General features: G+C 40.7%; 21 protein-coding genes and 1 pseudogene. 13 read left to right on the top strand and 9 right to left on the bottom strand.

Going from position 1 to position 24,441, the window contains the following annotated elements; genetic code table 11:
* Positions 1-542 (bottom strand): annotated as a pseudogene (locus HWQ23_RS21370) (hypothetical protein); the annotation flags it as partial.
* Between the two features lie 356 nt (positions 543-898).
* Here HWQ23_RS21370 and HWQ23_RS21375 point away from each other — a divergent pair.
* From HWQ23_RS21375 to HWQ23_RS21400, 6 genes are all read left to right on the top strand, one after another.
* Positions 899-1,084, top strand: a complete 186-nt coding sequence (locus tag HWQ23_RS21375) for a hypothetical protein (RefSeq protein ID WP_292832443.1) — start codon at positions 899-901, stop codon at positions 1,082-1,084.
* Between the two features lie 177 nt (positions 1,085-1,261).
* On the top strand, positions 1,262-3,154 hold the full coding sequence (locus HWQ23_RS21380; protein ID WP_292832447.1) for a lipoxygenase family protein: 1,893 nt from the start codon (positions 1,262-1,264) through the stop codon (positions 3,152-3,154).
* Positions 3,155-3,255: 101 nt separating this feature from the next.
* On the top strand, positions 3,256-4,605 hold the full coding sequence (locus tag HWQ23_RS21385; protein WP_292832450.1) for a cytochrome P450: 1,350 nt from the start codon (positions 3,256-3,258) through the stop codon (positions 4,603-4,605).
* A 125-nt stretch (positions 4,606-4,730) separates the two neighbouring features.
* Entirely contained in the window at positions 4,731-5,288 is a 558-nt protein-coding gene (locus HWQ23_RS21390) for a hypothetical protein (RefSeq protein WP_292832453.1), read from the top strand.
* A 153-nt stretch (positions 5,289-5,441) separates the two neighbouring features.
* A complete protein-coding gene (locus HWQ23_RS21395; protein WP_292832456.1) occupies positions 5,442-7,121 on the top strand; it encodes an alpha/beta hydrolase in 1,680 nt (559 codons plus the stop codon).
* A gap of 662 nt (positions 7,122-7,783) precedes the next feature.
* Positions 7,784-8,086, top strand: coding sequence for a hypothetical protein (locus HWQ23_RS21400; RefSeq protein WP_292832458.1), 303 nt, complete (start codon positions 7,784-7,786; stop codon positions 8,084-8,086).
* A 444-nt stretch (positions 8,087-8,530) separates the two neighbouring features.
* On the opposite strand, the gene HWQ23_RS21405 is transcribed toward HWQ23_RS21400, so the two are convergent.
* Both HWQ23_RS21405 and HWQ23_RS21410 read right to left on the bottom strand, forming a co-directional pair.
* On the bottom strand, positions 8,531-9,130 hold the full coding sequence (locus HWQ23_RS21405; RefSeq protein ID WP_292832461.1) for a DUF1003 domain-containing protein: 600 nt from the start codon (positions 9,128-9,130) through the stop codon (positions 8,531-8,533).
* A 206-nt stretch (positions 9,131-9,336) separates the two neighbouring features.
* Positions 9,337-11,781, bottom strand: a complete 2,445-nt coding sequence (locus HWQ23_RS21410; protein WP_292832464.1) for a hybrid sensor histidine kinase/response regulator — start codon at positions 11,779-11,781, stop codon at positions 9,337-9,339.
* Positions 11,782-12,349: 568 nt separating this feature from the next.
* On the opposite strand from HWQ23_RS21410, the gene HWQ23_RS21415 reads away from it, so the two are divergent.
* Together HWQ23_RS21415 and HWQ23_RS21420 are read left to right on the top strand one after the other, a co-directional pair.
* Positions 12,350-12,835 (top strand): molybdenum cofactor biosynthesis protein MoaE, encoded by a 486-nt coding sequence (locus HWQ23_RS21415; protein WP_292832467.1) that lies wholly within the window; start codon positions 12,350-12,352, stop codon positions 12,833-12,835.
* Positions 12,836-13,738: 903 nt separating this feature from the next.
* The gene (locus HWQ23_RS21420) at positions 13,739-14,062 is read left to right on the top strand and encodes a hypothetical protein (protein WP_292832470.1); all 324 of its coding nucleotides are present in this window, start codon (positions 13,739-13,741) and stop codon (positions 14,060-14,062) included.
* Between the two features lie 26 nt (positions 14,063-14,088).
* Here HWQ23_RS21420 and HWQ23_RS21425 read toward each other — a convergent pair whose 3' ends face one another.
* From HWQ23_RS21425 to HWQ23_RS21445, 5 genes are all read right to left on the bottom strand, one after another.
* A complete protein-coding gene (locus tag HWQ23_RS21425) occupies positions 14,089-14,412 on the bottom strand; it encodes a DUF2103 domain-containing protein (RefSeq protein ID WP_292832473.1) in 324 nt (107 codons plus the stop codon).
* A 5-nt stretch (positions 14,413-14,417) separates the two neighbouring features.
* Positions 14,418-14,744 (bottom strand): ATP-dependent Clp protease adapter ClpS, encoded by a 327-nt coding sequence (gene clpS, locus HWQ23_RS21430; RefSeq protein WP_292832476.1) that lies wholly within the window; start codon positions 14,742-14,744, stop codon positions 14,418-14,420.
* A gap of 168 nt (positions 14,745-14,912) precedes the next feature.
* Complete coding sequence (locus tag HWQ23_RS21435) at positions 14,913-16,943, bottom strand: FAD-dependent oxidoreductase (RefSeq protein ID WP_292832479.1); 2,031 nt, start codon at positions 16,941-16,943, stop codon at positions 14,913-14,915.
* 212 nt (positions 16,944-17,155) lie between these two features.
* The gene (locus tag HWQ23_RS21440; RefSeq protein ID WP_292832482.1) at positions 17,156-20,125 is read right to left on the bottom strand and encodes an RNaseH domain-containing protein; all 2,970 of its coding nucleotides are present in this window, start codon (positions 20,123-20,125) and stop codon (positions 17,156-17,158) included.
* A gap of 24 nt (positions 20,126-20,149) precedes the next feature.
* Positions 20,150-21,226, bottom strand: a complete 1,077-nt coding sequence (locus HWQ23_RS21445; protein ID WP_292832485.1) for a hypothetical protein — start codon at positions 21,224-21,226, stop codon at positions 20,150-20,152.
* A 219-nt stretch (positions 21,227-21,445) separates the two neighbouring features.
* Here HWQ23_RS21445 and HWQ23_RS21450 point away from each other — a divergent pair, with 219 nt between their 5' ends.
* From HWQ23_RS21450 to HWQ23_RS21460, 3 genes are read left to right on the top strand one after another with little or no spacing between them, the layout of a single operon-like run.
* Positions 21,446-22,441: a DEAD/DEAH box helicase family protein gene (locus HWQ23_RS21450; RefSeq protein ID WP_292832488.1), complete on the top strand. Its 996-nt coding sequence runs from the start codon at positions 21,446-21,448 to the stop codon at positions 22,439-22,441.
* Between the two features lie 42 nt (positions 22,442-22,483).
* A complete protein-coding gene (locus HWQ23_RS21455) occupies positions 22,484-22,627 on the top strand; it encodes a hypothetical protein (RefSeq protein ID WP_292832491.1) in 144 nt (47 codons plus the stop codon).
* Positions 22,628-22,631: 4 nt separating this feature from the next.
* Positions 22,632-23,177 (top strand): ImmA/IrrE family metallo-endopeptidase, encoded by a 546-nt coding sequence (locus tag HWQ23_RS21460; RefSeq protein WP_292832494.1) that lies wholly within the window; start codon positions 22,632-22,634, stop codon positions 23,175-23,177.
* Positions 23,178-23,339: 162 nt separating this feature from the next.
* On the opposite strand, the gene HWQ23_RS21465 is transcribed toward HWQ23_RS21460, so the two are convergent.
* Complete coding sequence (locus tag HWQ23_RS21465) at positions 23,340-23,663, bottom strand: slr1957 family protein (protein ID WP_229462178.1); 324 nt, start codon at positions 23,661-23,663, stop codon at positions 23,340-23,342.
* A gap of 313 nt (positions 23,664-23,976) precedes the next feature.
* Between HWQ23_RS21465 and HWQ23_RS21470 the strand changes: the two genes are divergently transcribed.
* Positions 23,977-24,162 (top strand): hypothetical protein, encoded by a 186-nt coding sequence (locus HWQ23_RS21470; RefSeq protein ID WP_292832497.1) that lies wholly within the window; start codon positions 23,977-23,979, stop codon positions 24,160-24,162.
* Between the two features lie 95 nt (positions 24,163-24,257).
* Positions 24,258-24,410, top strand: coding sequence for a lmo0937 family membrane protein (locus HWQ23_RS21475; protein ID WP_292832500.1), 153 nt, complete (start codon positions 24,258-24,260; stop codon positions 24,408-24,410).
* The last annotated feature ends 31 nt before the right edge of the window (positions 24,411-24,441 follow it).

Raw genomic sequence — 24,441 nt, forward strand, 5'->3', positions numbered from 1 at the left:
ACTGGTGGTATATTTGCAGGTGCGATCGCTGTTGGCTCTGGTTTGAGTACTGGTGGTATATTTGCAGGTGCGATCGCTGTTCGCTCTGGTTTGGGTACTGGTGATCTAATAGTCGGTGCGATCGCTGTTGGCTCTGGTTTGGGTGCTGGTGATGTAATCGCAGGTGCGATCGCTGTTGGCTCTGGTTTGGGTACTGGTGATGTAATCGCAGGTGTCGCAGCTACGCCCGTCGTAGACATCGCTGTTGGTTCTGGTTTAGGTTGTTGAGCAGATAAATTTGGTGATTCCGCTTTTTGCTGCCTTGGTTCTGGCTGGAATACCTTTGCTGGAGATAAGGCTGTTAAGTCAAAAGGACTCTTGCTAGAAGCTTTATGTACATCGGAATTAGCTGACTTCACAGCAGAAACAGGTCTTTTCGGTAAAGCTTTGCCACCTGCAATTGAATCTTTAGTAGCCCGGAATAAGGTTTTTTGGGGTGTGTGTGTTTCATTAGGATCAACTTCAACTACCTCAATTGGAATCTCTTGCTTAGACTCAGGCATAAAAGCTCTGAGCCAATATTTGCTCCCAATCAATAAAGTAGAGTGTAGGAGGATGGAAATAACTAGACCTTGGAGGATCTGCCGTGGGCGTACACTCCGATAGCGCTGAAATTCATGAGAAAAAGCCATATTATTGTGCTTTCGCGTGATAGATAACAGCTTCAACAGTCTATTTACAGGGTACAAGCTTCTGTACCAAGTACATAAGTATTGAGTTATTTTTAATTCACTCCCCACTCCCCACTCCCCATTCCCCACTCCCCACTCCTGAAAACATCAGTAAGTGTCTGTTGTGTGTTTCAAGTATTAATGTGGATATAGGCACAGTACAATAACTTGCATTACAGGAACTACTAATGAACCGCTCGAAAATAGTTGCCATTCTTACAGGTGCGATTTCTATCATTTTAGCGATCGCCTACCTCATCCTAGTCCAACTGCTGGACTATCGCGACATGAAACCCGCTCCCATCAGCCAATTTGATCCCGCGCCTGCGATTATTTCTGATTGTTGGCAGATTGACAAAATTGCCGAAGTGTAAATTACATTTAGCAACACGCGGTAGGGGCAGATGCACTTACCCTGTGTTCAGAAACCGAAATTGCATAAAATTTCTTTGAGAAAAATCAGAATTTTAAACTTGATTGCGATAATACGTTTAGCTAACTCAAATCTGTTTATCTGTTAAAGTTCCCCATACTACAAGTGAGTAGGGTCAATGACTGCTTCATCACCAGATAATTTGCTCAGTTCCTCAAGCGCTCATACTTTAGATATAGCTAGGCAAGAGTATCAATATAACTACACCCATATTCCATCTATTGCTATGGTGGATCAGCTTTCTGTTGCGGAAGAGTTCACCACCAATTGGTATTTTTTATTAGCCCAGCAGTTACGAGTTATTTTTCTCAATACCTTGATTGTCAACCGAGGCAATCAGGGTTCCAAATCGATTCGTGATGATGTCGAAAAGTTTATTTTAGAAGCCTTGCTCAAGGGAGCAATCCCAGCCCGAATCAGCATTATAGCGAGAATTCTGCAAATTATTCCCCAGCTTTTACTTAAAGGGATATCCAAGGATGTTAGAGAACTCGACGATCTTTTCTTTCATATTCTTAAAGAAAACGGGCTGGTAATCCTTAGAGATACTCTAAATCGGGTAATTAACCTTCTCTATGAAGGACAGCCCACAGGACATGCAACCAGTCTCAAAGACTACGAAAATTTGTTTCCGGTGATTAGTGTACCAGCGATCGCCAAAACTTACCAGGAAGATGAAGTATTTGGCTACATGCGAGTAGCTGGCTACAATCCCGTCATGATCGAGCGAGTAACTACTCCAGGCGATCGCTTCCCAGTCACAGACGAAGATTACCAAGCAGTGATGGGAACTGACGATTCATTAGCAGCAGCAGGACTTGAAGGAAGGCTCTACTTAGCTGACTATAAAATTTTATCCGGCGCGATCAACGGTACATTCCCACATGAGCAAAAATATGTTTATGCTCCTTTAGCATTGTTTGCCTTACCCAAAGGCTCAGATCCCACCCGTCTATTGCGTCCGATCGCCATTCAATGCGGTCAAACCCCAGGATCAGATTATCCGATTATTACCCCTAATTCCGGTAAATACGCTTGGCTATTTGCCAAAACAGTTGTCCAAATAGCAGATACCAACATTCACGAAGCTGTTACTCACCTAGCAAGAACTCACCTGTTTGTCGGGGCTTTTGCGATCGCTACCTATCGACAACTGCCACTCACCCATCCCCTAAGAATACTGCTGCGCCCGCATTTTGACAGCACCTTAGCAATTAACGATGCCGCCCAACGGATTCTCATTGCTCCTGGTGGTGGCGTGGATAGATTGCTCTCACCATCAATCGATAACTCTCGCGTTTTAGCAGTGCGAGGGTTGCAAAGTTATGGTTTCAATAGTGCCATCTTACCCAAGCAATTCCAACAGCGCGGTGTGGATGATCCCAACTTATTGCCTGTTTATCCTTACCGGGATGATGCACTATTAGTCTGGGATGCTATTCATCAATGGGTTTGGGACTACCTGAACCTTTATTACACCACGGATGAAGACATTCAGAAAGATACAGCCCTGCAAACTTGGGCAGCCGAAATTTCAGCTTACGATGGTGGTCGTATCTCCGATTTTGGCGAAGATGGTCGCATCAAAACGCTGAATTACCTGATTGATGCCACTACGCTGATTATTTTCACTGCCAGCGCCCAACATGCTGCGGTTAACTTTCCGCAAAAAGATTTGATGGGCTACGCCGCAGCCATACCATTGGCAGGTTATTTACCAGCCTCAACTCTCAAAAGAGAAGTTACTGAGCAAGACTACCTTAATTTGCTCCCCCCCTTAGATCAGGCGCAACGGCAATATAACCTACTCAGCTTATTGGGGTCTGTATACTACAACAAGCTCGGCGAATATCAGCAAGGATACTTTACAGACCAGAAAGTAAAACCATTGTTACAGGCATTCCAGAATAATCTTCAGCAGGTAGAAGATACCATCAAGCAACGTAATTTGCACCGTCCAAGTTATGAGTATCTGCTTCCTTCAAAAATTCCTCAGAGCATCAATATCTGAATTGGGGAGTGAAGGAGATGAGGGAGATGAGGGAGTGAGGGAGAAGAATTAGTAACCAATGCCCAATGCCCAATGCCCACTAAAACACCAAAGTAAATATTATGACACTTAAAGATAAAGTTCTCAAAGGTCACGATCGCCAGCTATGGCTTGCACCTATACTAGCCAAAGTAGGTTATGACACTGCGATCGGCAAGTTTCTGCGTTTGATTTTCTATTATACGGATGCCTTAATCATCCTCAAGGCATGGCGGGACTTTCTCTACATCCGTAAAGATAATATTGGAGACAAGTATTTTGCAGTAGACCAAGCAATTATGCATTCCTCTCACACTCAGGTGAGAGAACTAATCCAAACCCAACCACAACTGCGAGGAAATGATTTAGGCATCATCAGAATATTAGCTCCTAGCTACCTGCTCGATAATCCTCTGAGCTTGGGAACGAATGGTAACGAACACACAGGAGTACGTACTGTGATCTTACAAGCCTTACCAGAACCGTCAGCGCAGATAGACTTTTTAGGGGATTTAGTTGAGCAAAGACTGTTAGAGGCTACTAAACAAGGCAAATTACACATCGGCAACGATTTGCCAAAGATCATGCTCTCGGTTTTGCACCAACTGGTTTTTCAGATATCTTTATCTGAGGAAGAAATCACAGCATCGAGTGGTTACACTAAAGGTTTGGTTCTCGCATCCTTGCCAAATTTTATTAGCAAGTATCTGCTAGCAATATTAACAGCGCCAAAAATTCGGCATCGTCAATATTTAACCAAGCGATATCAACAATCTCCCAAATGGGCATCTTACTTTGAAACAGGCGCTCAGTATCAGTTGAACGAACACCAAATTGCTAATACCCTTTTCGATATGATTCATATTGCCGGTACTGCCGGCACGAGTGCGCTTTTGGGATCTGTTATTGGTGTTTTATGCTTGGATAATACTTTGAGAAATAATGTAGTGTCAGAAGTCAATGCAGTTTGGAATGGCAAAAAAAGTTTAGATTCAGACGCTCTAGAACAGTCAACACTCCTCAATCAAGTGATTCTAGAAACGGCTCGTCTCTATCCACCTGTGCGATTTGTTAGCCAACTCACCACTGAAGCGGGTGAAGTCGAGATTGGAGAACAAAAATGTCCATTCCAAAAAGGTACTCGCTTCCTTGGCTCTATTTTTACAGCTAATCGGGATGCCAATAGATACCAAAATCCAGATGATTTTGATCTAACGCGGGATTTTTCAGATATCTTATCTTGGAACGGCGAAGGGCATGAGCGAGCATGTCCTGGTAAATCCTTATCAATTGGCTTTATCAAGATTTTCTGTTTACATCTATTTAAAAACTATCAATGGGACTCAATTACAGAAGTCAAATGGGATTTTGAAAAAGTGACTGCCGTTACTCCGAATAATTTAGTGCTACAAGGTTTTGCTCAACGACTGTGAGTAGTGAGTCACCGAAGTTCAGAGAGCGTCTTGATTCTGACTGGAGGCGGAGTGTCTCCGGCTCCGCTCCTAAATTCTTCTTCAAGGCTTTTTAAGTTTGTCGTAGTTACGAATTACAAATTAGTATGGCTGAATTAATCGAGAAAAAGCAACTTAATAATATTGCAACCTGGATGATTCCAATCAAAGAAACAAACTTACCATCTGTTCTTAAGGGTGTGTTTTTTTTGGATGGCAATCCACTGCCAGATACTTGCATCACGATGTACAATTTAGAATGGGATACACAGAACAGAGCTTTACTTTTACCAGTATTTGCACCGTTACAGTGGACTTTTCATAACTCGATTCCTGGCTGGATATTATTACGTTTAGTTCAATGGTTTGAGTTAACTTACAAAATTCAGTTTGAAGATGAAACTTTGCAGCAAGCTCAAATCATACCTATTTTACTGGGAATACCAATTTCAACATCGATTGTAAATTTTACAATGTCCCAAGACAAAAATTCTCTCAATGGAGATATTTGGCACAGAAAAAATGTTTGGTTCGGCGGGCTTTCTAGGGCTGGCGAGTATACTCTCCGTAAGGTTGTTGATGAAGATGGTCGTTATACTCCTGCTTTTAACGATATGCTTCTCAGGGTTCCAAATGAGTGTTTAGTGATTGCAATAAGCTCATAAGACAACGCCTCTAGTAATATTAGTAACAACCAGTTTTTTAGGTAAAAAAGTGAAGTAATAATCTTGACAAAAAATTGTGTTTCCGACCCTGATTTCCAGCAAGTTTTAAGTACTATTACTTATAATTCACCTAATTTGTAAAGGAAAATAGACATGATCAACTCTCCTGATAAGAATAACCTGGCAGACAATCAACCGTATCAAATTTACGAATTTAATAAAAATAACCAGGAAAAAATCCCTGGTTATTTCGTAGTTAGTACTGCCAAACTGAATGTTGAGACAGAAGAAAATAATTCTAACAACTATTTATCAACAGTTGTTAATCAAAACTTTTTTAATATCAATTATGGACAAGCTGAACCTTCAGCCAAAGAGATGATTGATAAAATTGCTGATACTTTGCAATCAAGCCCAGAACCAGAAATTATTATAAATATTCATGGATATAGTTCTACACCATCTGATACAGAGACAGGCTGCAAAAAGATTTATGAATATGTTAATACACATATTCAGCAACCAAATAAGTATATTTTTATAGGATATAGATGGCCTTCTGAAAACCCCATAAAAACAGATGAGTCTGGTTCTTTTGGGCAAAAGCTAATCAACGCACTGTATTCTCTACCAACTTTACTAGCTATCAATTTAGTTGTCGGACTAACAATTAGTATATGGTCTACCATAGTTTTGTTGTTCCTAAATATTTTGAGTAATAGCGCTGTCCACTTTTTCACAGTGCTGTTAATTCTATCTGGCATTCTATCTTCAATTATTTTTACATTAATTATTCTCAGAATATCTACTTATTTTCGTGATACTTATAGAGGGACTAATTATGGTGTAACAGACTTAGTTGAATTAATAAGACAGCTTGATGTTACAGTAAATTTACCCCCTAATAAACGCATTAAATTGTCATTTATTAGTCATAGTATGGGGTGTTTTGTAGTTACAGATGTAATTCGTATCCTCTCTGATGTTTTTGACGTTAAATCTATTAATAAAGAACCTAATTCAGATATTGGCAATGTATTTCGCTTAGGGAGACTTGTGCTAGTTGCACCTGATATTCCTGTAGAAACTATCTTGCCAGGACGAGCTAATTTTCTTCGTTCTTCTTTACGTCGATGTGAAGAAGCTTATATCTTTTGTAATGAGGGAGACTTAGCGTTACGAATTACCTCCACTGCGGCAAATTACTTTAGTTTCCCCGCACGAACTCGGATTAGTGGCTACAGGCTTGGTAATATCACAGTTAAGCATTTCAACAACAAAAATGATACAGTTGGTCACACACCCAGATATGGAGTTGTTAATTTACACAAACAAGACTATGAGACAGATTACACACTCGATAAACCTTACAACTATTTAGAAATTCGTTCTTCTAGTAGTGAACATAGAAAACTTGAAGAGATAACTGAAATTCCCGAAAATGAGGTTATACCCGCAGATTTATTTACATATTTTGACTGTACCGATTATAAAGATAATCCGAATGTTCAGATAGGAATTGTTAGTTCTGCCCTACAAAAGCCAGCGATAAATTTTGGTAATTATATTTTACTAACTTTGGCATTTATTCGGAAGTCTATTAACAATAGAGATCCTCAAGGTGTTGATACCCACAGTGGCTATTTTCAAGGTGGTTTTAGTCAAAAAGCTATCTACGAATTAGCTTTTTTAGGATTTCAGGGATTTTTGGAATCTTTGTCAATTCAGGGAGACGAGGAAGCTCAAATTCGTGCTTTTTCTCAAAAATGCCAGGAAAAGCAAATTCAAGTCATTCTTGCACCGCAAATTTATCAACGAAAGGCTCAAGATTAGACTACCCAACAGGGAGCATCCCAATGAGTGTAAAATCTAACAATCTTCCGCCATTGCGTTCGCCTCCGGTCTGTCTGCGACACGCTATTCGCGTTCGTAGAGAGGAGGGAGGACGTTCGCGCAGCGTCTCGTTGGCGCAGCCTCTCGTAGAGAAGAGAAGCAATCCCAGCCACACTGGGTTGGGGTGCTTCCTATATACACAGACTAAAATTCAATACAGTTGAGTTAACCATTTTTTTCTTCTCTCTGTGTTCTCTGCGCCTCTGTGGTAGCCTGCGGCAAGCCGCTTCTCTACGAGACGCTACGCGAATGCGTCTACGTTAAAAAAATTGACCTTGACAAAGGATTTTAGCCTTAACACCAAGCCTATTGGACTAAAATTGCCTCTGCCTGCAAGTGTAAATAGTAGGTTCAATTTTCTCGTTATACTACTATCGGTATATCAGACAATTGGCAGATTTCGTGTGAGTATGCCTTTCAATATACTCATATATGAATATGCTTTATCGCTCTCATCTCAGCAATTAGATGGTTGGAAAGAGATTTGCCTGAGTGTTTTAATGATATTAAAAGATTTACAATTAACTGTCAGCCTATTCTTAATAGGCAAGCCAGTAATTATTGTAAATTAATAATTTTTAGCTAAGTGGTAATTCCAAATCATGCAAAATACACAAAATACATTAGTTGATAAAACCTTTCGTGATAGCGATGGCAATATTGTTTTAGCTCAGATGCCAAACCTACCGCTCATTGTTTGGATAGTAACCAGTTCACTTGCTCTAATTTTTACAAGTGGCAAAATAAATACAGTGTTAGACGTAGTAGCAAATGGCTCCTTGTTTACTTGGGCTTGGCTGGAATTATTTCAAGGCGTTAATTATTTTCGCAGAGCGCTAGGTGCATTGGTGTTAGTTGGTATTATCGCATCAAAAATTATTAGTTATAACGGACTGAGTAATTAACCAAAGTTATATATCTTTGGCGATAACCTCCATATTCGTCTGATTATTCATCCCAGACTCATCGAGATAGATAACTTTCACGGGAGCATCTCAATGCAAGCAGATTTACTAGCGATGGCTGCGCCCGCCGAAGGCATCGCAAAATAGAGGGAAACATATCAAGCCGCACATCAAGGTGATGACTCAAGAAAAGTAAGCCTGTATGCAAAAACTAGCAAGCATACTATATGAATAAACAAACCCCGCCCAATTAAACAACCTGGAAAGAATCGAATAAAGGGTGCGATCGCACCCTTTATTTAGCTGCAATTTTTCCTTGCGCCTAAACTTGAATAAATGCAATTTTGCTTGATAACCTAAGATAATCTGCAACTTTGGTTAATATATTTTTGCCAAAGTGGGACTTAGGCCAAGTATCAATGTTATCCCATGCGATCGCAGTCATTATCTTTGATTACGATTTCTGAATTTTTTCCTTTTAAGCGCCATCTGTTGAAGCCGTTCAATTTCACTTAGAACATCTTCGGGCTTGGTTTCCATTTCTAAATCTGCAAGATCACTATCTTGATCGTTTTCAATGCCCATTTTATCTTGAATCGCATCGAGCATTTGTAATACCCGTGTAACTTCATGCTCAGTCAGTAGTCCAATTTGTAAATTTAAGTTGGTGCGATACTCACTTTCTTCACTCAGTTGGTTCTGGCTGATCAACACAAATGTTGAGAGAAAAATTGCTTCCAGAGATACCACCATTGTCAACAATCCATATGGAAATGGATCGAAAGGATGCACGCCTAATTTGCCAGTGTTCACAATAATCCAAACACCAAACCAGACAATATGAACATAAACAAAAACTATATGCCCAGAAAAAGAGGTAATAGCGTCGGCAATTCGGTCTTGCAAGTTTCGCTTATTAGCAGCCTTGATCCGAAGGCGGATGATAGTGCGAATGTTCCGTTCTATGACTTTAGATAATGCTCGCTTTTCTTCTTGATAGTCTAAGTATTCTTTCTCCTCTTCGTTCATGCCATCTGGCTGCATAATTTGGATGTCCTGTTGTTAATAGCACCTTCAAAAAATTAGATTAACTGGCATACTTTGCTAGGGCGAACTCAGAATGCAAGAAGTCGTCCTGTATTATAAACTCAAACTTTGAAGTCAATGTGCCAAAGCTATTGCATTCTTGTGCCAATAATTGCCATAAGCTCCCATCCCTGATGTTTTTCTGCGATAATAAAAAGATTATACTATTTACTAATAACTCCATGTAGGGTTTTCAATAATTCTTGCGTTGTGTAAGGTTTGGGTAAAAAGGCTGTATGTTCAGCTGTTTTGTCGATTGGTACTTGTTCACTTGTTGCAAGTCCACTGACAACAATAATCGGCAATAAGGGATTGATATTTTGCAATGTGCGAATGGTAGTTGCTCCATCCATATTGGACATAATCATATCAATAATTGCGGCACTAATTTTATCTTTATGCTGGGCGTAAATTGCTAATGCTTCCATGCCATCACTAGCAATAATTGCTGTATAATTATAGTTTTCTAGGGATGTTTTAGTAATTTCCTGAATGGCAGCTTCATCATCTACAATTAAAATACATTCTCCAGATCCAGCTGGTATTTCCGTATCTTCTAACAACTGGATTGGAACTTGATTAACTGCTGGTAAATACACCTTGAATTTTGTCCCCTTGCCTACACAGCTTGATACGTTGATCAAACCACCGTGTTGTTTAATAATCGCCATTACTGTTGATAGCCCAAGTCCTGTACCTTTACCTAACTCTTTTGTTGTAAAAAATGGTTCAAATATTCTATCTAATATTTCACTGTTGATTCCAAGCCCCGTATCAGTAACTGTCAGGACAATGTAAGCACCAACTGTAGCTTCTATATGCATACTGGCATAAGTTTCATCAATCCAAATATTCTCGGCAGATATTGTTAAAGTTCCACCTGTAGGCATGGCATCCCGCGCATTCAGACACAAATTAATTAGTATCTGATGCAGTTGGGTACTATCGGCACAAATAGGTAACAATTCCTCCTGAATTTCTGTGTACAGTGCGATTGATTTGGGAAATGTTTGTGAGATAATTTGCTGCATTTCTAAAATCAGATGTTTGACTTGAAGCACGGTGTGTTGACGCGTAGCGGGTTGTCCTTGGACATCGCTTTCAATTCCCCTAGCAAATGACAGCACTTGCTTTACCAAATCAGCACCACGTTTGGCATTGCTTTCTACTATTGACAGCATCTGGTTAATCTGTTGATCGCAGCTTTTAGCTTTGAGCAGATGCACTGACATCAAAATTGGTGACAACACATTATTTAAATCGTGAGCAATGCCACTAGCAAGAGCGCCTATACTTTCCATGCGTTGAGCACGTAAAAATTGTTTCTCTAGTTGTTTTTTCTCGGTAATATCAATATCAACTATAAGGATTGATTTGGCTTGAGAATGTTCATGATTTATCAGCGCCCAGCGACTTTCAACGATGACTTTTTTGCCAGATTTGCTGGTTTTATATAACTCACCTTGCCAAGATCCATCCTTTAAGACATTCTGATAAATTTCTAGCTGTTGCGACAAAGATTCAGTAGAAAAAAGTTCATCTGACTTCTTATCTATAGCTTCTTCTGACTTCCAGCCATAAAGTTTTTCAGCATTTTTGTTCCATAATAAAATTTTGTTGGACAAATCTTGCACAACAATTGCATCAGTGACAATATCCAGCAATGCCGCTTGTTCGCAGATTTTTTGTTCTACTTGTTTGCGATCGGTAATGTCCTCAGCCACATAGGCGAATTGCGGACGACTACCGGAACTTACTGCAATTGCTGAGACTGTCGCTGACACGCATATTTCACCTTGAGGAGTATCGTCAGAATATTCAAACTTGACGGGTAATTGGGTGCGTTCCGCTTGACGGTAGTGATGAATCCACTGGGACACATGCTTATCTGTTGCACCCATATCTCGCGCTAGGCAATTTTGCATTGCTTCTGGCGTGAGTCCAAAGAATTTTGCTGTCATGGGGTTATCCGAAATATGTAGGATGTCATTATCTACCAACTCGGTAATTCCCATCATCATCGGCGAACTCTTAAAGAAGCTGCCCAAAGTAGATTCGCTTTGGTGTAATGCTTCTTGTGCCTCTTTATACTGCTGTTTAATGCTTGCTAGTTCAGCTAAGTTCTGCCGGATCTCTAGTTGTCTAACTACCAGGTGGCTAAGAGTTTGTAGTGCTTCCACCTGTTGGGGACTGATTTGGCGTGGTACGCGATCGACTATACACAGAGTCCCGATCGCTTCTCCTCCTGGTGCTAACAAAGGTACGCCTGCATAAAATCTTGCAGACAATTCAGCAGAGGTAACTAGAAGATTTGTTGCAAATCGTTCATCAGCTAAGGTGTCGGGAATAATTAAAACTTCGCCACTTTCCATACAAATCGAGCCGAACCCGGTATCTCGTGGCATTTCCTGTACATCTAACCCCACCTTGGCTTTGAACCACTGACGGTTAGCGTCAATTAGATTAATCAAGGCGATCGGCGTGTTACAAATCTGTGCGGCTAAGAACGCTAGATCGTCGAATGCTTCTTCTGGTGGAGTGTCGAGAATCTGGTACTGACGCAGAGCCTCAACCCTCGCTGCTTCATTCTTACACGCTAAAGATTTCATGAAATTGTTCCTAACTATTGCTGAATGACAACTTGCCCACCCTACGATTTGTGGTCTAATCATTTGCAAAGCGTTGTAATAACTTACAGCTTTTATTAAGATGCGTTACGTACTCAAACGCTGCACCTACTAAGCAGAAGTTTTGTGAATCAACGCTTATAAGGGTAGCAGCGCTAAAACGCTACTTACTAAAAATCAGATTTTAAGTATTATAATATACACTTAATAATTGGTAGCCGAAATCGGAAATTTGCTTCTTGGTCAATTCAGATGTTACTGCACTTGATAGCTCAATGAAGTCACGATCAGATTATTTAAATAACTAATCAAGCATATAACTTGATGACTTTAATTATACTAACCTCCTTTAAGGAAGATGATCGAGAATTTTGGTGATTTTAAGTAAATTTTAGAAGATTTACACCCGGATAATTTTTTGTTAACAGATAAAATTATCAACCTAAAAAATCCTTGTTTTGCCCAAAAGCATAGCAAGAGCAACTAAATATACACCAGCAGCCTTTTGTTCAGAGACAATAGAAAAAGCCCACATAATACCAACGCAATTATGACGACTACACTTACCTCTGCTGTTAAACCAAGAGCCGAAGATAGTTTTGCCATTAGCTTTGCACCATTGTCTATTGAAGAAATCTATGCCTTGTCTGACGATCCAGCCAACGGTGCTGTGGTTGTGATGAGTGGCGTGGTTCGCAATCAAACTGATGGTAAACCTGTAATTGCTCTAGAGTATCAAGCTTACGAACCTATGGCATTGCAAATATTTTATCAAATTGCTGCTGATATTCGCTTATCTACGCCTGATGTGAATCGGGTAGTAATTCATCATCGCACCGGACGTTTGCAAGTTGGAGAAATTAGCGTTTTAGTCGCAGTGGGTTGTCCTCATCGGAGTGAGGCATTTCAAGCTTGCCAGTATGCTATTGATACCCTTAAACACAATGCACCCATTTGGAAAAAAGAACATTGGGAAGATGGTTCTAGTCGCTGGGTAAGTATTGGCGCTTGTGAAACATCAGGAGAAAATTGTTAAGATTTCTGAGCTATTGTCTTCAAACAATAAGACTTACGCATTGAGAAGAAATACCAAATATGAATCAAGGTTAAAAACCATATCTTTCGTAAGGGCACAGCAATGCTGTGCCCCTACAGCATGATCTATTTACGTAGTTTACCGCCGTAGGCATCGCAGGATAATTAACAAAAGCCTGAAAACTTCCTCAATAGAATTTATCGCAGATCACGATGCATTTGTACAGTGCGTAAGTCCTAAACAAGTGCAATTTCTTGAACACGCAGCAATTCATTCAGCAATTAGCGAACTATGATGTGTGCTGCTTCACATCTTGCACCTAGCCCTAGCGATTAGAAATCGCGGCTATACAAACAAAGTCCACCTCCGTGGACTAAGAGGAAATCAAGAGTTTTTAACCCACGGAGGTGGGTTTTGACTGTGTAGCCGCGACTTCCAGTCGCCTGGTGCAAGATATAAGCTGCGCTAGTTGCTGGCTGACAGTTCTTTAACCTACGTTTATGGGTAGAGTACCATCTGAAGCAATTTGAGCGATCGCACTATTCCCCAGTAAAGTGTTAACGCTGGCGATCGCAATATCTAATAAAGTGCCCCAATCAAACCCAAACTAGACATTGCACGCCTCCACTAACAGCACCAGCATTAGAGTTTGCCTAAAAAATACGCGACCTTTTTTATTTGTCCAAAATCTAAATTAATTAATAATACTCTAATTCCCAAACACCTACTTAACAGAAATATTTAATTTTTATTAAAAATATTTAAATTTGCAAAACAACAATTTTTGTTGCATTTGTTTACATAAATTGCATGACTCTATTGAGGTTTGTAAATGTTTTGTATTTCTATAAGGAATATTCCTTTAGACTGAATTTTAACTGAAAAATGTGGGAATAAACACAAATGCATTCGTTAAATATATTTTGCCACGAATTTGTAGTTGCTGTTTCCTTTGTCGCTTGCATTATTGGGCTGGTGTTACTGTGGGACGGTAAGCAGCAAAAAAATAATGATGTAGAAGAAACAGAGCGGATTCTGTTTAGAATGAGTTTTACTTACTGGCTAGTTTACTGTCTAGCCTTTGGTATAGAGAAAATAGCTTTACCCGACTGGGAATCTATACTCATGGCTTTGAGAATAACTGCGGCTCTGTCATATTTCTTAACTTTTTCTTGCATTGTTAGTCTGCCACTACACAAATTTGCAGTACACCGTGTTGAAGAATAGTCATTGGGGATTGGGCATGGGCATGATTAAGATTTCATGGCGATCGCTAATGCCGTTTCCAGTTCTGACTGCGCCAAAGGGGTTAAAATAAACACCTCTTGCACCGTCTTACCCTGGCGTGCAATTACTTTATAGCCGCCGCGAATCGGTACTGAGACACGCAGTTGCATTTTCGGACAATGACCTTTTGCCCGCCCAATTACCCCAGGCGTTACGGTTTGGATACCATCTTGCTGACAAAGACGTTCTAAAATGGGAATTAGACCAGAAAGGTGTGTCGAGTGATTCCAAACCAGTCTGGCAGCTTTTTGCGAAGCCGCCCGGAGGGGATCTACGGTGGGTTTACCCATGATAATTAAGCTGCTTCTAGAGGTGCCATTGTCAAACCTGCTCGGTGCAGCTGCTGGTGATAGAGTTCCGCAGGTTCTTGGGGACCAACCCAGACGATCGCTTGACCTTCATAGTGTACCTGATTAGTAAGATCCCACGCGCGATCGCCAGTCATCCCTGGAATATATTTCATCAAACATTCAGCCACATGTGGGAATGTATTAAAATCATCATTTAATACAATCACTTTGTAATTCGGATAAGTCTTACGGGTAACTTGATTAGACCGTTCAGGAGCTTTAGTTGGTGCTGTGGCCATCCCGTAAACATCTGCTGAAAGTGTCGTAACCATAGAACAATTAAGCAAGATAATTTTACAAAACTACACTATAAGTAACTAGTTTAGTCCATTGTGTGGGGAGTGGGGAGTAGGGAGAAATCAATTCAAAATTCAAAATTCACGCATTGAAGAAAAAGACTGGGGGACAAGGGAAATAAGCAATGCCCCATGCCCCATGCCCTATTTCCAATTATCCCAGTTTTCGTTAAAAATAGATGTATCGGGGAAAGCGGTAGGGTTGCCATTTTGTTGCAAAAGCCGTTTAAGCGCTTCTAGTTGTGGTTCTTGTTTGGGTAAGTCATCGACTAGTTGGTAAGGTGCGATCGCATTTTTAAGGGCAAAACTAGCAACAGTTCCCGCAGCTGCGCCAGATGACCATTCAAAGGAATGGACTCGATAGGCAGCAGCAGCAATATGACTAGTAGCAATGCTTTTGCCTCCTACCAGCAAATTATCAATTTTCTGAGGAATCATTGCCCTCAAAGCAATTTGGAAAGGATAAGCTTGCCCAGCACCACGTCTTTCGCCTGGACGTTCTGTGTTACCAGGGGTTTCTGGGGGACTATTTACCATGCAAGGATGGAAATCTATAGCGTAGTGACCAATACCCACAGCGTCGGGGAAGATGGTAGAACGAGTCCGTCGCATTGCTTTTTCTGGTGGGACTTTACCTTCAATTACTGATACTGCTTCCAAACCTGCAAGTGCTGCTCGTAGCCTCCGATACATATCTGCTGGCAGAGTCTTGGAATAATACTCATCATTGTAATCTCGGCGAGAAATATCAATTTCCCAAATACCAAAGCCAGCAGGTTGTCCCCAACTGGGGCGGCCAATGATGCGCCGCCCTTCGCGCATATAGGGATATTTTGATAAGCCATGCACTGTCCCCATCGGCGAATTTGGCCCTGACAACAAGCGGTTATTGCTTTGCAGCTGCTTTACACCCTCCCCCAGTTGGGAATCTGTAATCCCAGCTACCAGCCAGTAATAGAAAGAGAGGGCATTTTCCTCAGCTTTGCGGAGGGTTTCTGTCCGTAGTCCTCCCATCCAGCCCCCTGGTTTTAATTGCCCAGTACTTTCTAACTGTTGGCGACTGTAAATTAGGTTATCTTGGGCAGTTCCAGGGCGGTAATCGTTACCCCAAGTCCAGTTTTGCATGGAGATGTCTCCTGGTGTAGGAGCAGTAAAACTTACACCACCGAATTTTTCTGGTTTCCCTTTGTTTGGACTCCAAATGCGACGATAGGTGAAAACTAAATCAAAGTTAGCCAGTCGCGTTAATTCATAGCTGAAATATGGGGCGTATTGTGAATAAAATGGGGGCATCGTCTGCGGTTGTGGTTCCTTGGTTGCCTCCATTGCAAAGGTGTAGGTAAAGCCTTGAGGGCAATAAGGGTTATTGTTGGTGCCAGAAGCAGAAGGTTCTAGGTAAGAAAGGGCATCAATGCCTAATCGGTAGGGAACATCAGCAAGGGCAATAATTTCTCCAGTTTCGCTCGCGTCTACGACATACCATTTAGGAGCATCCCCTTTCTCTGCCTTGGGGATGAAACGGAGAATAGTTTTAGTAAAGCGAGATGAGTTTTCGTAGCTATAAGAATCTTCAATACTTTGAGATAAAGTAAAAGTATTGAGAGGTGGTGCGCCTTTTGCTGGTTGATGTTGGATAGCGATCGCACTATTAATTATTTTGCCATCAGCAGCGATTTCCAAATCCTTAATTACCGTGTTGGGAAACCATTGCAACTTCCCTTTGCCCTGCTTTTCGGCATCTTTAAGCATCTGGGTCAAAATATTGTGAGCATCGTGGGGAAGAAAACAAGATTCACTTACCCAACAGTCACCTGGGTTAAGTTTACCGTATTTGCGCCCAATCCGGTTTCGCAATTCTAGGTAGCCGCGAGAATAGAATTTTAGGGCACGTTGAGTTGGCCGTTCGTCTAACGCAGATGTCCCTTGAGCAGAAATTTGTCCTCCCAGCCAGTCAGTAATTTCCGTGAGGCAAACCGTTCGTCCTGCTAGTAATCCTTCGTAAGCTGTGGCGACGCCAGATAGTCCACCACCCACAACTAAAATTTCACAGTTGATACTTTTGTCTGGAGTTCTTGGTGGTGTGGCGTTCGCTCCATCAAATGCAACTAAGCTAGATATTAAATTGAGACTGATCAGCGATGTCAAACTATAAGCTACTTTGTGTCTACCCTTCATGATTAAAAAAACTGCTCCAAATCCTGTGTCACCTTGTAGAAGGTAGCATCCGAGAAATGATCATCACAAGTTTATAAGAGTAAATATATTTAAATACAATTTTTACACCTAAAATACTGAGTATCTAGGCTAAATTTACCTGAAATTATTAAAGCAGGGTTAAAAGTGCTGATTGCTGAGTACTTTTTCCTTCATCTATGAGAAATATTGATTCAGACTTCTACACCAAGGATGCATAAGTGATCTTTTATTAGCTGTTTCCCTAAATGCATTGGATATGGTGAATGAATATTACCCATAGACCACGCTGGTGAGATTCGTAAGTAGTGTGGCACTCGGCAAAGTGATTTTAGGCTTTCTTCTGTTTTTTGAAAATCCGAACGAATGAAGAAGGGAAGCATTTCTAACATCTGCTGGTGCTTGAATGCAATATTTACACCGGATTCGTCATTTTGGGAGTCGAGCATATAGAGTTCGCGTGCTGTTGGGGTATCTTGAGCTTTCTGTGTTTTTGGTAATCTTCCAATAGAGAAGTAATGGAGCAACTCAGGTACAGAGGTATCGTAAAAACCACTTAAGCGAATTAAATCTCGTGCTGGAGAATTCTCATTCCAAGCTTGTCGATTAGTGATGTATTGAGTTGTCTCATCGCCAGTGCGGAAGCGAATTATTCCCAGCAGGTTACTAAGTTGGTTATGGTCACGAGGATAAACACAAGCATGACCTGGAACGTGTTGGAAGTCTAAAATATCCCGTTTTGCAAGAAGATATTCATTTTTTAGTTGGAACCAAGCTTGACCTCCGTTTTCTTCACCACGTTCGTTACGCCATACATCAGCTTCGATTAAGACAAGGGTAGATTTTTCGCTTACTTGCGTTAGTACATCCGCCGCAAATTTTGCAAGCTCTATTCCCTTTAACTGAACTGTTTTGTAATTGCGATCGCGGCGTACTCGTGAGAAAATCTGTCCCAGTTCAATCCCCGCCTGTGCGTAAGGAATCCAATTGTTGCGATCGGGAAATAAGACATCAACCGCACCAGTTGCCCGCAGACGAATAGCCAAGGCATAGTGAATATTTTCTTGACCTTGATTTGTTTTTTGGCGACAAAGGGCAATTACGTCTAAGTTTTGGGCGATTTCCTTTGGTATCCCTGCCCGTTCGTAGACTTCTGAGGGCAGTCCATAGAGTGCCCCAAGCTGGCGTAGCGTTACATCCAGTACAGCATTCAGAATACGTCCTTCTGTCTTCTTGCTGTAAGATGGCGATGTATCTGTGCTTTCATCTTCTTTGTCAGATGATTTTGGTCTAACTGTTTGCACCATTTGGGAACCGATTTTTTCTAACACACAAGCTTCACGAACTACTCTATAGATGCTCTGTTTGGGATGAACTCCCTTCTTCTTTGTTTGTCCAATTTCAATAATTGCAAAACAGTAAGGCTTAGTAGTAGAGTCACTTGAAGCAATAACCTTATGTTTCAAAAAGTCGCGCCATGCATCGAGTTTCATTTGATGCTGCTTGCGGATCTGTTTGTCAAACTCTTGACCATCTTTAGGTGCAAGTCCGGCTGTGTCGAGGGGTTTCAAAAGATTTGGATCATCAATCCACACAGATGATACTTTGATATGCTCTGGAAAATCTTCTCCTTTATTGAGCAGGAAAGCATCACGCAATGTCTCGCAAGTTACATCATAGGTATCTCGTTCGCGCCACAGAATAAAAAGATGTATGGGTTTTCCTTGCAATGCCTGCTCAATAGCATCAGCAATGATCGTTTGTCTTTCTTGACGACGGTTATCTACACGTTGCTTAATTTCTTTTTCAGTCAGCTTTTCTTTTTGTTGTTTTGTAAAACTTGAAGGTTGAGAAATATATTCGTAATCGCGCATAGCCAAGGGTGTTTTTTGACCAGATGGAGCAGGAATATCAGATTGCATTGCATTATCTGATATTAAAACACCGTCTAGAAGCTCTAACACTTGAGCAACGATATCACCACGTTCCTGTAAACTAAATCCTGGTTTAATACTATGTCCTCTTTTATGGTTTTCATGTTCATACTTATATCCTTCAGCATGAACTAAATAATATTCATCTCTATTCCAGTTAGGATGATTATCTAAATCGCCGTATCTAGCAGGGTTGCAACGAATGTTATCGGTTGTTTCAAGGGGACGCGCTTTGAATGCAGCTAACAGATTTGGCAATTGAAATTTCCAGAAATTACTATCTTCTCTTCCATTGTTCTCAATGGTAAGACGTATTAACGTTGAATCTACTTCGTAACCAGATAAACGTTCCTCATTCATCCCCATCAGTACAGAAATGTCACGACCATAATTAGTTTCAATTAATGGCTCATGAGCATATCGCTGACAACTTAAATGCAGAAAAATCCACGGTTTAAGCTTGTCATTTTGATTAAATCGCCCTGCTTGAGTCTGAACGCGAAAATCCAAGCGATAGACAAAATAGCCTTCCCTTTCTTTGCCATAGTCATCTGTGTACAGTGCCGGAAATGCTTGACTGACTAGGAATAGTCCAGTACGACCTGAGCCATCGCCTTGTACCTTGCGCCACTGAATTTCTTGCTCTCTTTGCCCAGAGTGAATAACACATTTTTTTTCATGCAGCAATGTTGCTAAGAAACTAGGAATGGCTTGGTATCCCAGTCCTTTTTCAGCATTGATGTTTTGAATGAGCGTTTTTGGAGTAATAGGTTGCCAATTCCAATTAGTAGGAATTATGTCCATGTTTTCAAGAAAGCGATCGCAAACACTATTCACCTGATCTGCTTTACCCTTACCATCAAATTGCTTTGTCCACTCCTGCGCCCAAATAATCACTAACTCATGTATTTGCTCAGGAGTTGGAACTCGCAACGGATTTTCAACCGTTCCTACAGCTAATGCTCGATAATCGCCTGTATCAAAGTATTCAAAACCATGTGTCAATGTTGATGCACAGGCAAGCAATCCATTGTTTAACTGTCGATATGGTATCCAGACCTTTTTCTTGCGATTAGGTGAGAGAACTTCTTCCATACTGTTACGAAAGCCCGCAACAATTTCTGCAAATGGAAACTCAAGTACCGCAATTTCCAAATCTGTAAGAGCATCTTCTGCAAGATTCATTCTGGCAGGTAAGAGAATAGGAGGTTGCACGTCTTTTTTAGGCATTATGAATTCCTTTATACAAAAAATTTACCAATCTAGGTCTTCGATTCTTTCCAGTGCATCGGCTAGAGGCTTGTAAAGCGCATTCCCTACTGTGTTTTCCTCGCTGGCGTAGTCGCAAATTCGTAGAAGCATAGCAACCAGAAGACTTGTCTGTTCTGTATCTAGTTCAGATAATTCTGGATCAGCTTTCCTTGCAGCACTCTTGGGTGCCCAAGCCGCATCGACAAAATAACCACGAAATGGGACACCTCCACGCAAAAGACGACCAACGGCTTGAATAACTAACCCAGCAGTAGTTGCAGCAAGATCAAACCGGGGAAAGGCAAGTAATTCCTGATTATCGCGCAGGGTTTTATAATAAGAACGCTGTTCAACCGATCGCCAGTAACGCGCTGCCAATTGGCGCACCTTTTCAGCACGTTGTACAATTCCGTCTCCTTGTTGCCATGCTAGAAAGTCTGCTCTATCTGCCCACTCTAAAGCACGACGGTTCATTTCTTGGGCGATCGCTTGTGTATCATGTGGATGTGGATATGGACGAGTCAGAAAGTAAACAGCACCAAATGCAGCTTTACCATTTGCATTCAAAATATTGAAACCACGCCCGATCGCATTCATCGGAGCAACAAGAATTTTTCCTTTAATTTGCCCAAAAGTTTCAATATCTGCACGATTGAGGGCACCCTTATCAGGTGGCTTGACAAATTTCGCTAGCTCATCAAAATCATCTTCGGTGTATGTCTCTATATTGTCAGGAACTAAGTGATAAACAAAATTCTGCATACTTGACCAGCAATTGCGAATTTCGTTTGCCGCCCAACGAGCTTGATCGTATGAGTTGACGAGTAACAAAAGGCGATCGCGATCCTTCCAGTGGTTATCTAAATCATTTTCTCCAAGGCGCTTTAATTCCCCAAGTTCTTGCTCCAAATGACCTGTACCGTTACTACCAACAAGCGATCGCGCTATTTCCTGAAACAAGCTCATTTTGCGTCCTTCGGACATACCAGAAATGCGGAGGGGTTTTTTCTTTTGGTCAAACTGGGGAAGAAATTTGAAATTACTTTGAGCGATCGCATCTCTCGCCCCCTGTTCTGGCATTAAAACCCCTTGCGGATTACCAACTTAGAAACAGGCGAATCTCAAAAGTAGAACTTTCCAGAAATAGTCTGCAAATTAGAACCACTAAATTCGTTAATAACTGGCAAACAGTAACACAATTAACCAAATTTAGTTCAAATGTATTATTTTTTATAGTTTAAATGTACTATTGTCTAATCTGGCTTCAATCTAAGCCATCTTTAATATAAGCACCGAGTTATGACTGATTCTCTGCCAATATCCTGGTTTGCTCCCAAGATAATCTATGAACAAATCCAATACTACTTCCCAATGTGTCAATCAAAAATTCGTATTGCATCTGGCTATTTTACTATAAACGGTTGGGATCTTATTCGAGATGTTGTAAAAGGAAAGTATGTTGATCTGTTGGTTGGAATTAACGAACGAACTAAAAGACAAGACGAAGGATACGCACAGCGTCTTCTGATCCAAGAAATCACGAAAGATTTAGCAACAGCATCATCAGCAGGTAATCGCCGTCAAGCTGTAGCAGATTTGGTTGAGAAAATTCGGAGAGGTGAATTTCGGCTCGTAGATGCACGTGCTATGAAGCATCATGCAAAACTTTACTTGGTTGACTGTAAGGTTGCCATCGTAACTTCAGCAAATTTAACTAAACATGGGTTAATAGAACAGGTTGAAGCTGGTAATATACTGGATCAGAATGATGAAGTTATAAAATTTGTCAAGGAATTTGATGGATATTTTGCTGAAGCAGTAGATTTAACTCAGAGGCTACTTAAAGCTCTCGAAGATTGGTTGAAACTTGCTTCTCCGTGGGATATTTACCTCAAAACCTTACTTGCTTTTGAGGATGTAGAAATTGATAACAAGTATACTCCGCCAACAAATTATCAAAGAGCAATGATTGCTGAAGCTTTACAGAAAATAAGCGATCACAGCGGAGTTATGTTGGTTGCCTCAACAGGTCTTGGAAAGACTGTTGTTGCTACTCATATCGCCTTGAAACTTTTTAGAGCAGATAAAATTATACATGTATTGATTATTGGCCCCAAATTAGTAAAAAGGCAATGGAAGTCTGAATTTATGGATGCGGGTATTCCTCAGACCTACATCGGTTATCAAGCTTTAGATAAAGAAGATCCAAACCATGATCGTAATCTTGAACACTTTATCGAAATAGAAGAAAAAATAAATAAGCAATGGCTTAGAATGAAACAGCCCTGCCTATAAGTGGCACCGGCTGAGTTGTTTAGAACAACAGTTGAGAATCAAATGGATACGCCTGAAGCGATCGCTATTCAACTACGCGCTGACAAAAACCTTGATCCAGCGATCGCTAATGCTTTAGCATCTTTAGTTAAAGCAGCGTATCGCGATTTGTCTCAAAATGATGGCGAATTGAAGCAAGATCCCTAAAGATATGTCATTAATTCAAAGTCTATCGCCTGAATTTAGGCAACGTTGTGAGGCGATCGCAACTGAACAACGAAGCTTACTTCGAGTGCGATCGTTTGAACCGTTACCCGCAGACATTCTAGCAACCAAGTTAGGAGCAAGACTTTTTACACCCGATCAGGTTCCGAATTTAGAGCCAGAGCAGGTAGCAGTATTACTTACTAGCGATGGGTGGTCAGCAGGGATTATACGCTATAACCCACTATGGATTGTATATAACCCGCGTCATGCACCTGCACGGTATGAATCAAATCTGATGCATGAAATAGCTCATGTGTTGTTCAATCATAAGCCTGTTGGCTTTGATTCGGTAACTGGACTACCAAAACGTAAACAAAACAACGAAGATGAAGCAACTTATTTAGGGGGATGCCTTCAAATTCCCAAACGTGGTTTATTATGGGCGACACAACGAAACATGCTGTTACCTCAGATTGCAGCACATTTTGGCGCTAGTGAAGCGATGGTGAAGTTTCGCAGCAATGTAACTGAAGTGTCTGTCAAATGCTAATGTATTACAATATTTGCTCTGCCATAAACAGAATTCATTAATGAATAACTAGTAATCTTTAGCTGAAACTGTAGTGATTTCGTCTCTTTTTGTGAAATTAAAAACTGCTCTTGCTAAAAGTAGACAAGAGCAGTTTTTAATAGCAAAGCCCAAAATAAGAATTTAGGCATCTTCAAGTTCAAATTGAGCCACCGTAACCGCATTAAAAGCGAAAGCCAAAACTAGTGGCATCGGAGACTGCAACCAAAAGGTAAAAAGAACAGCTAGGATTGTGCCAATGACTGCGGACATCGACCACAATCGTTCTTCAAAAGTCAATCCCTTCTCGGCTTTAATCACTCTGAGAACATGAACTGGAATTGGTTCTGGCATTACCCCACCCGGAGGGAAAGCCCAGAAGTTGTTACGTCGCTCAACAAATAAATCTGTCCAGCCATTTTCTTGGCACCATGCCTCAATCCATTGAAGTGAGTAATGATTCATCATCGGGTTTGGGAGTTCGGTTTGCAAAAGTTGTGTACTTGGTGAATGTAAACTCTTAGAGATTCCTGAAGAACTAATTTATCGCTATAAAATTAACGCTAATTATCCAACTTTTAAGCTTTGTGAAGCAATTGAGACGCCTATAATTACGCTCAGACCTTACTTTCATTAATTAAAACATTAACAGTTGAGCGGGGCTGTTTTTTTTAAAAGACAATAAACTTTACTTAGAAAATTGAAAGTAAAGTATTGTAAATAACTCAATGAGCATTACTACTCAATAGCGCTCTTTAGATCCTCAAATTCAAATCTAAAAATGAAGAATTGTGAACAAATCAATAAACATAGGCGTAGCCCATGTAGACATTGCTTCATCCGGCTAAACCATTTCTTTAGAGTTAGGAATTTCAAGTTTTACCTTCAACAAGAGCGATCGCATAACGGCACTGCCTTAATCGCGATCGCCTTCGACAACAATAGGAGTGGTTGGAAAGATGATTAAAATTTATATACATCTGGGAGGGTAAATAGAATCAAAGTGAAGCTAGGAGTAAAATCTATGAACAAATTAAAACTGAGTTGACTCAGAGCAAATATATGTTGAGTATACTTTGGGGTATTGTTGTTGTACTGATTGCTTTTTGGGGATTAGGACTGGCACTTCATATTGCCGGAAATTTAATTCATGCACTGTTGCTTTTAGCGATCGCCCTTGCTATCTATAATTTTTTCAAAGCGCGTGATGTGTAAATATAGTGGTTCCATATCTGGTAAGGTAGGT

Origin of the sequence: Nostoc sp. JL33 (assembly GCF_017114985.1) — a bacterium.
In the GTDB taxonomy this organism is placed as follows: Bacteria; Cyanobacteriota; Cyanobacteriia; order Cyanobacteriales; family Nostocaceae; genus Nostoc.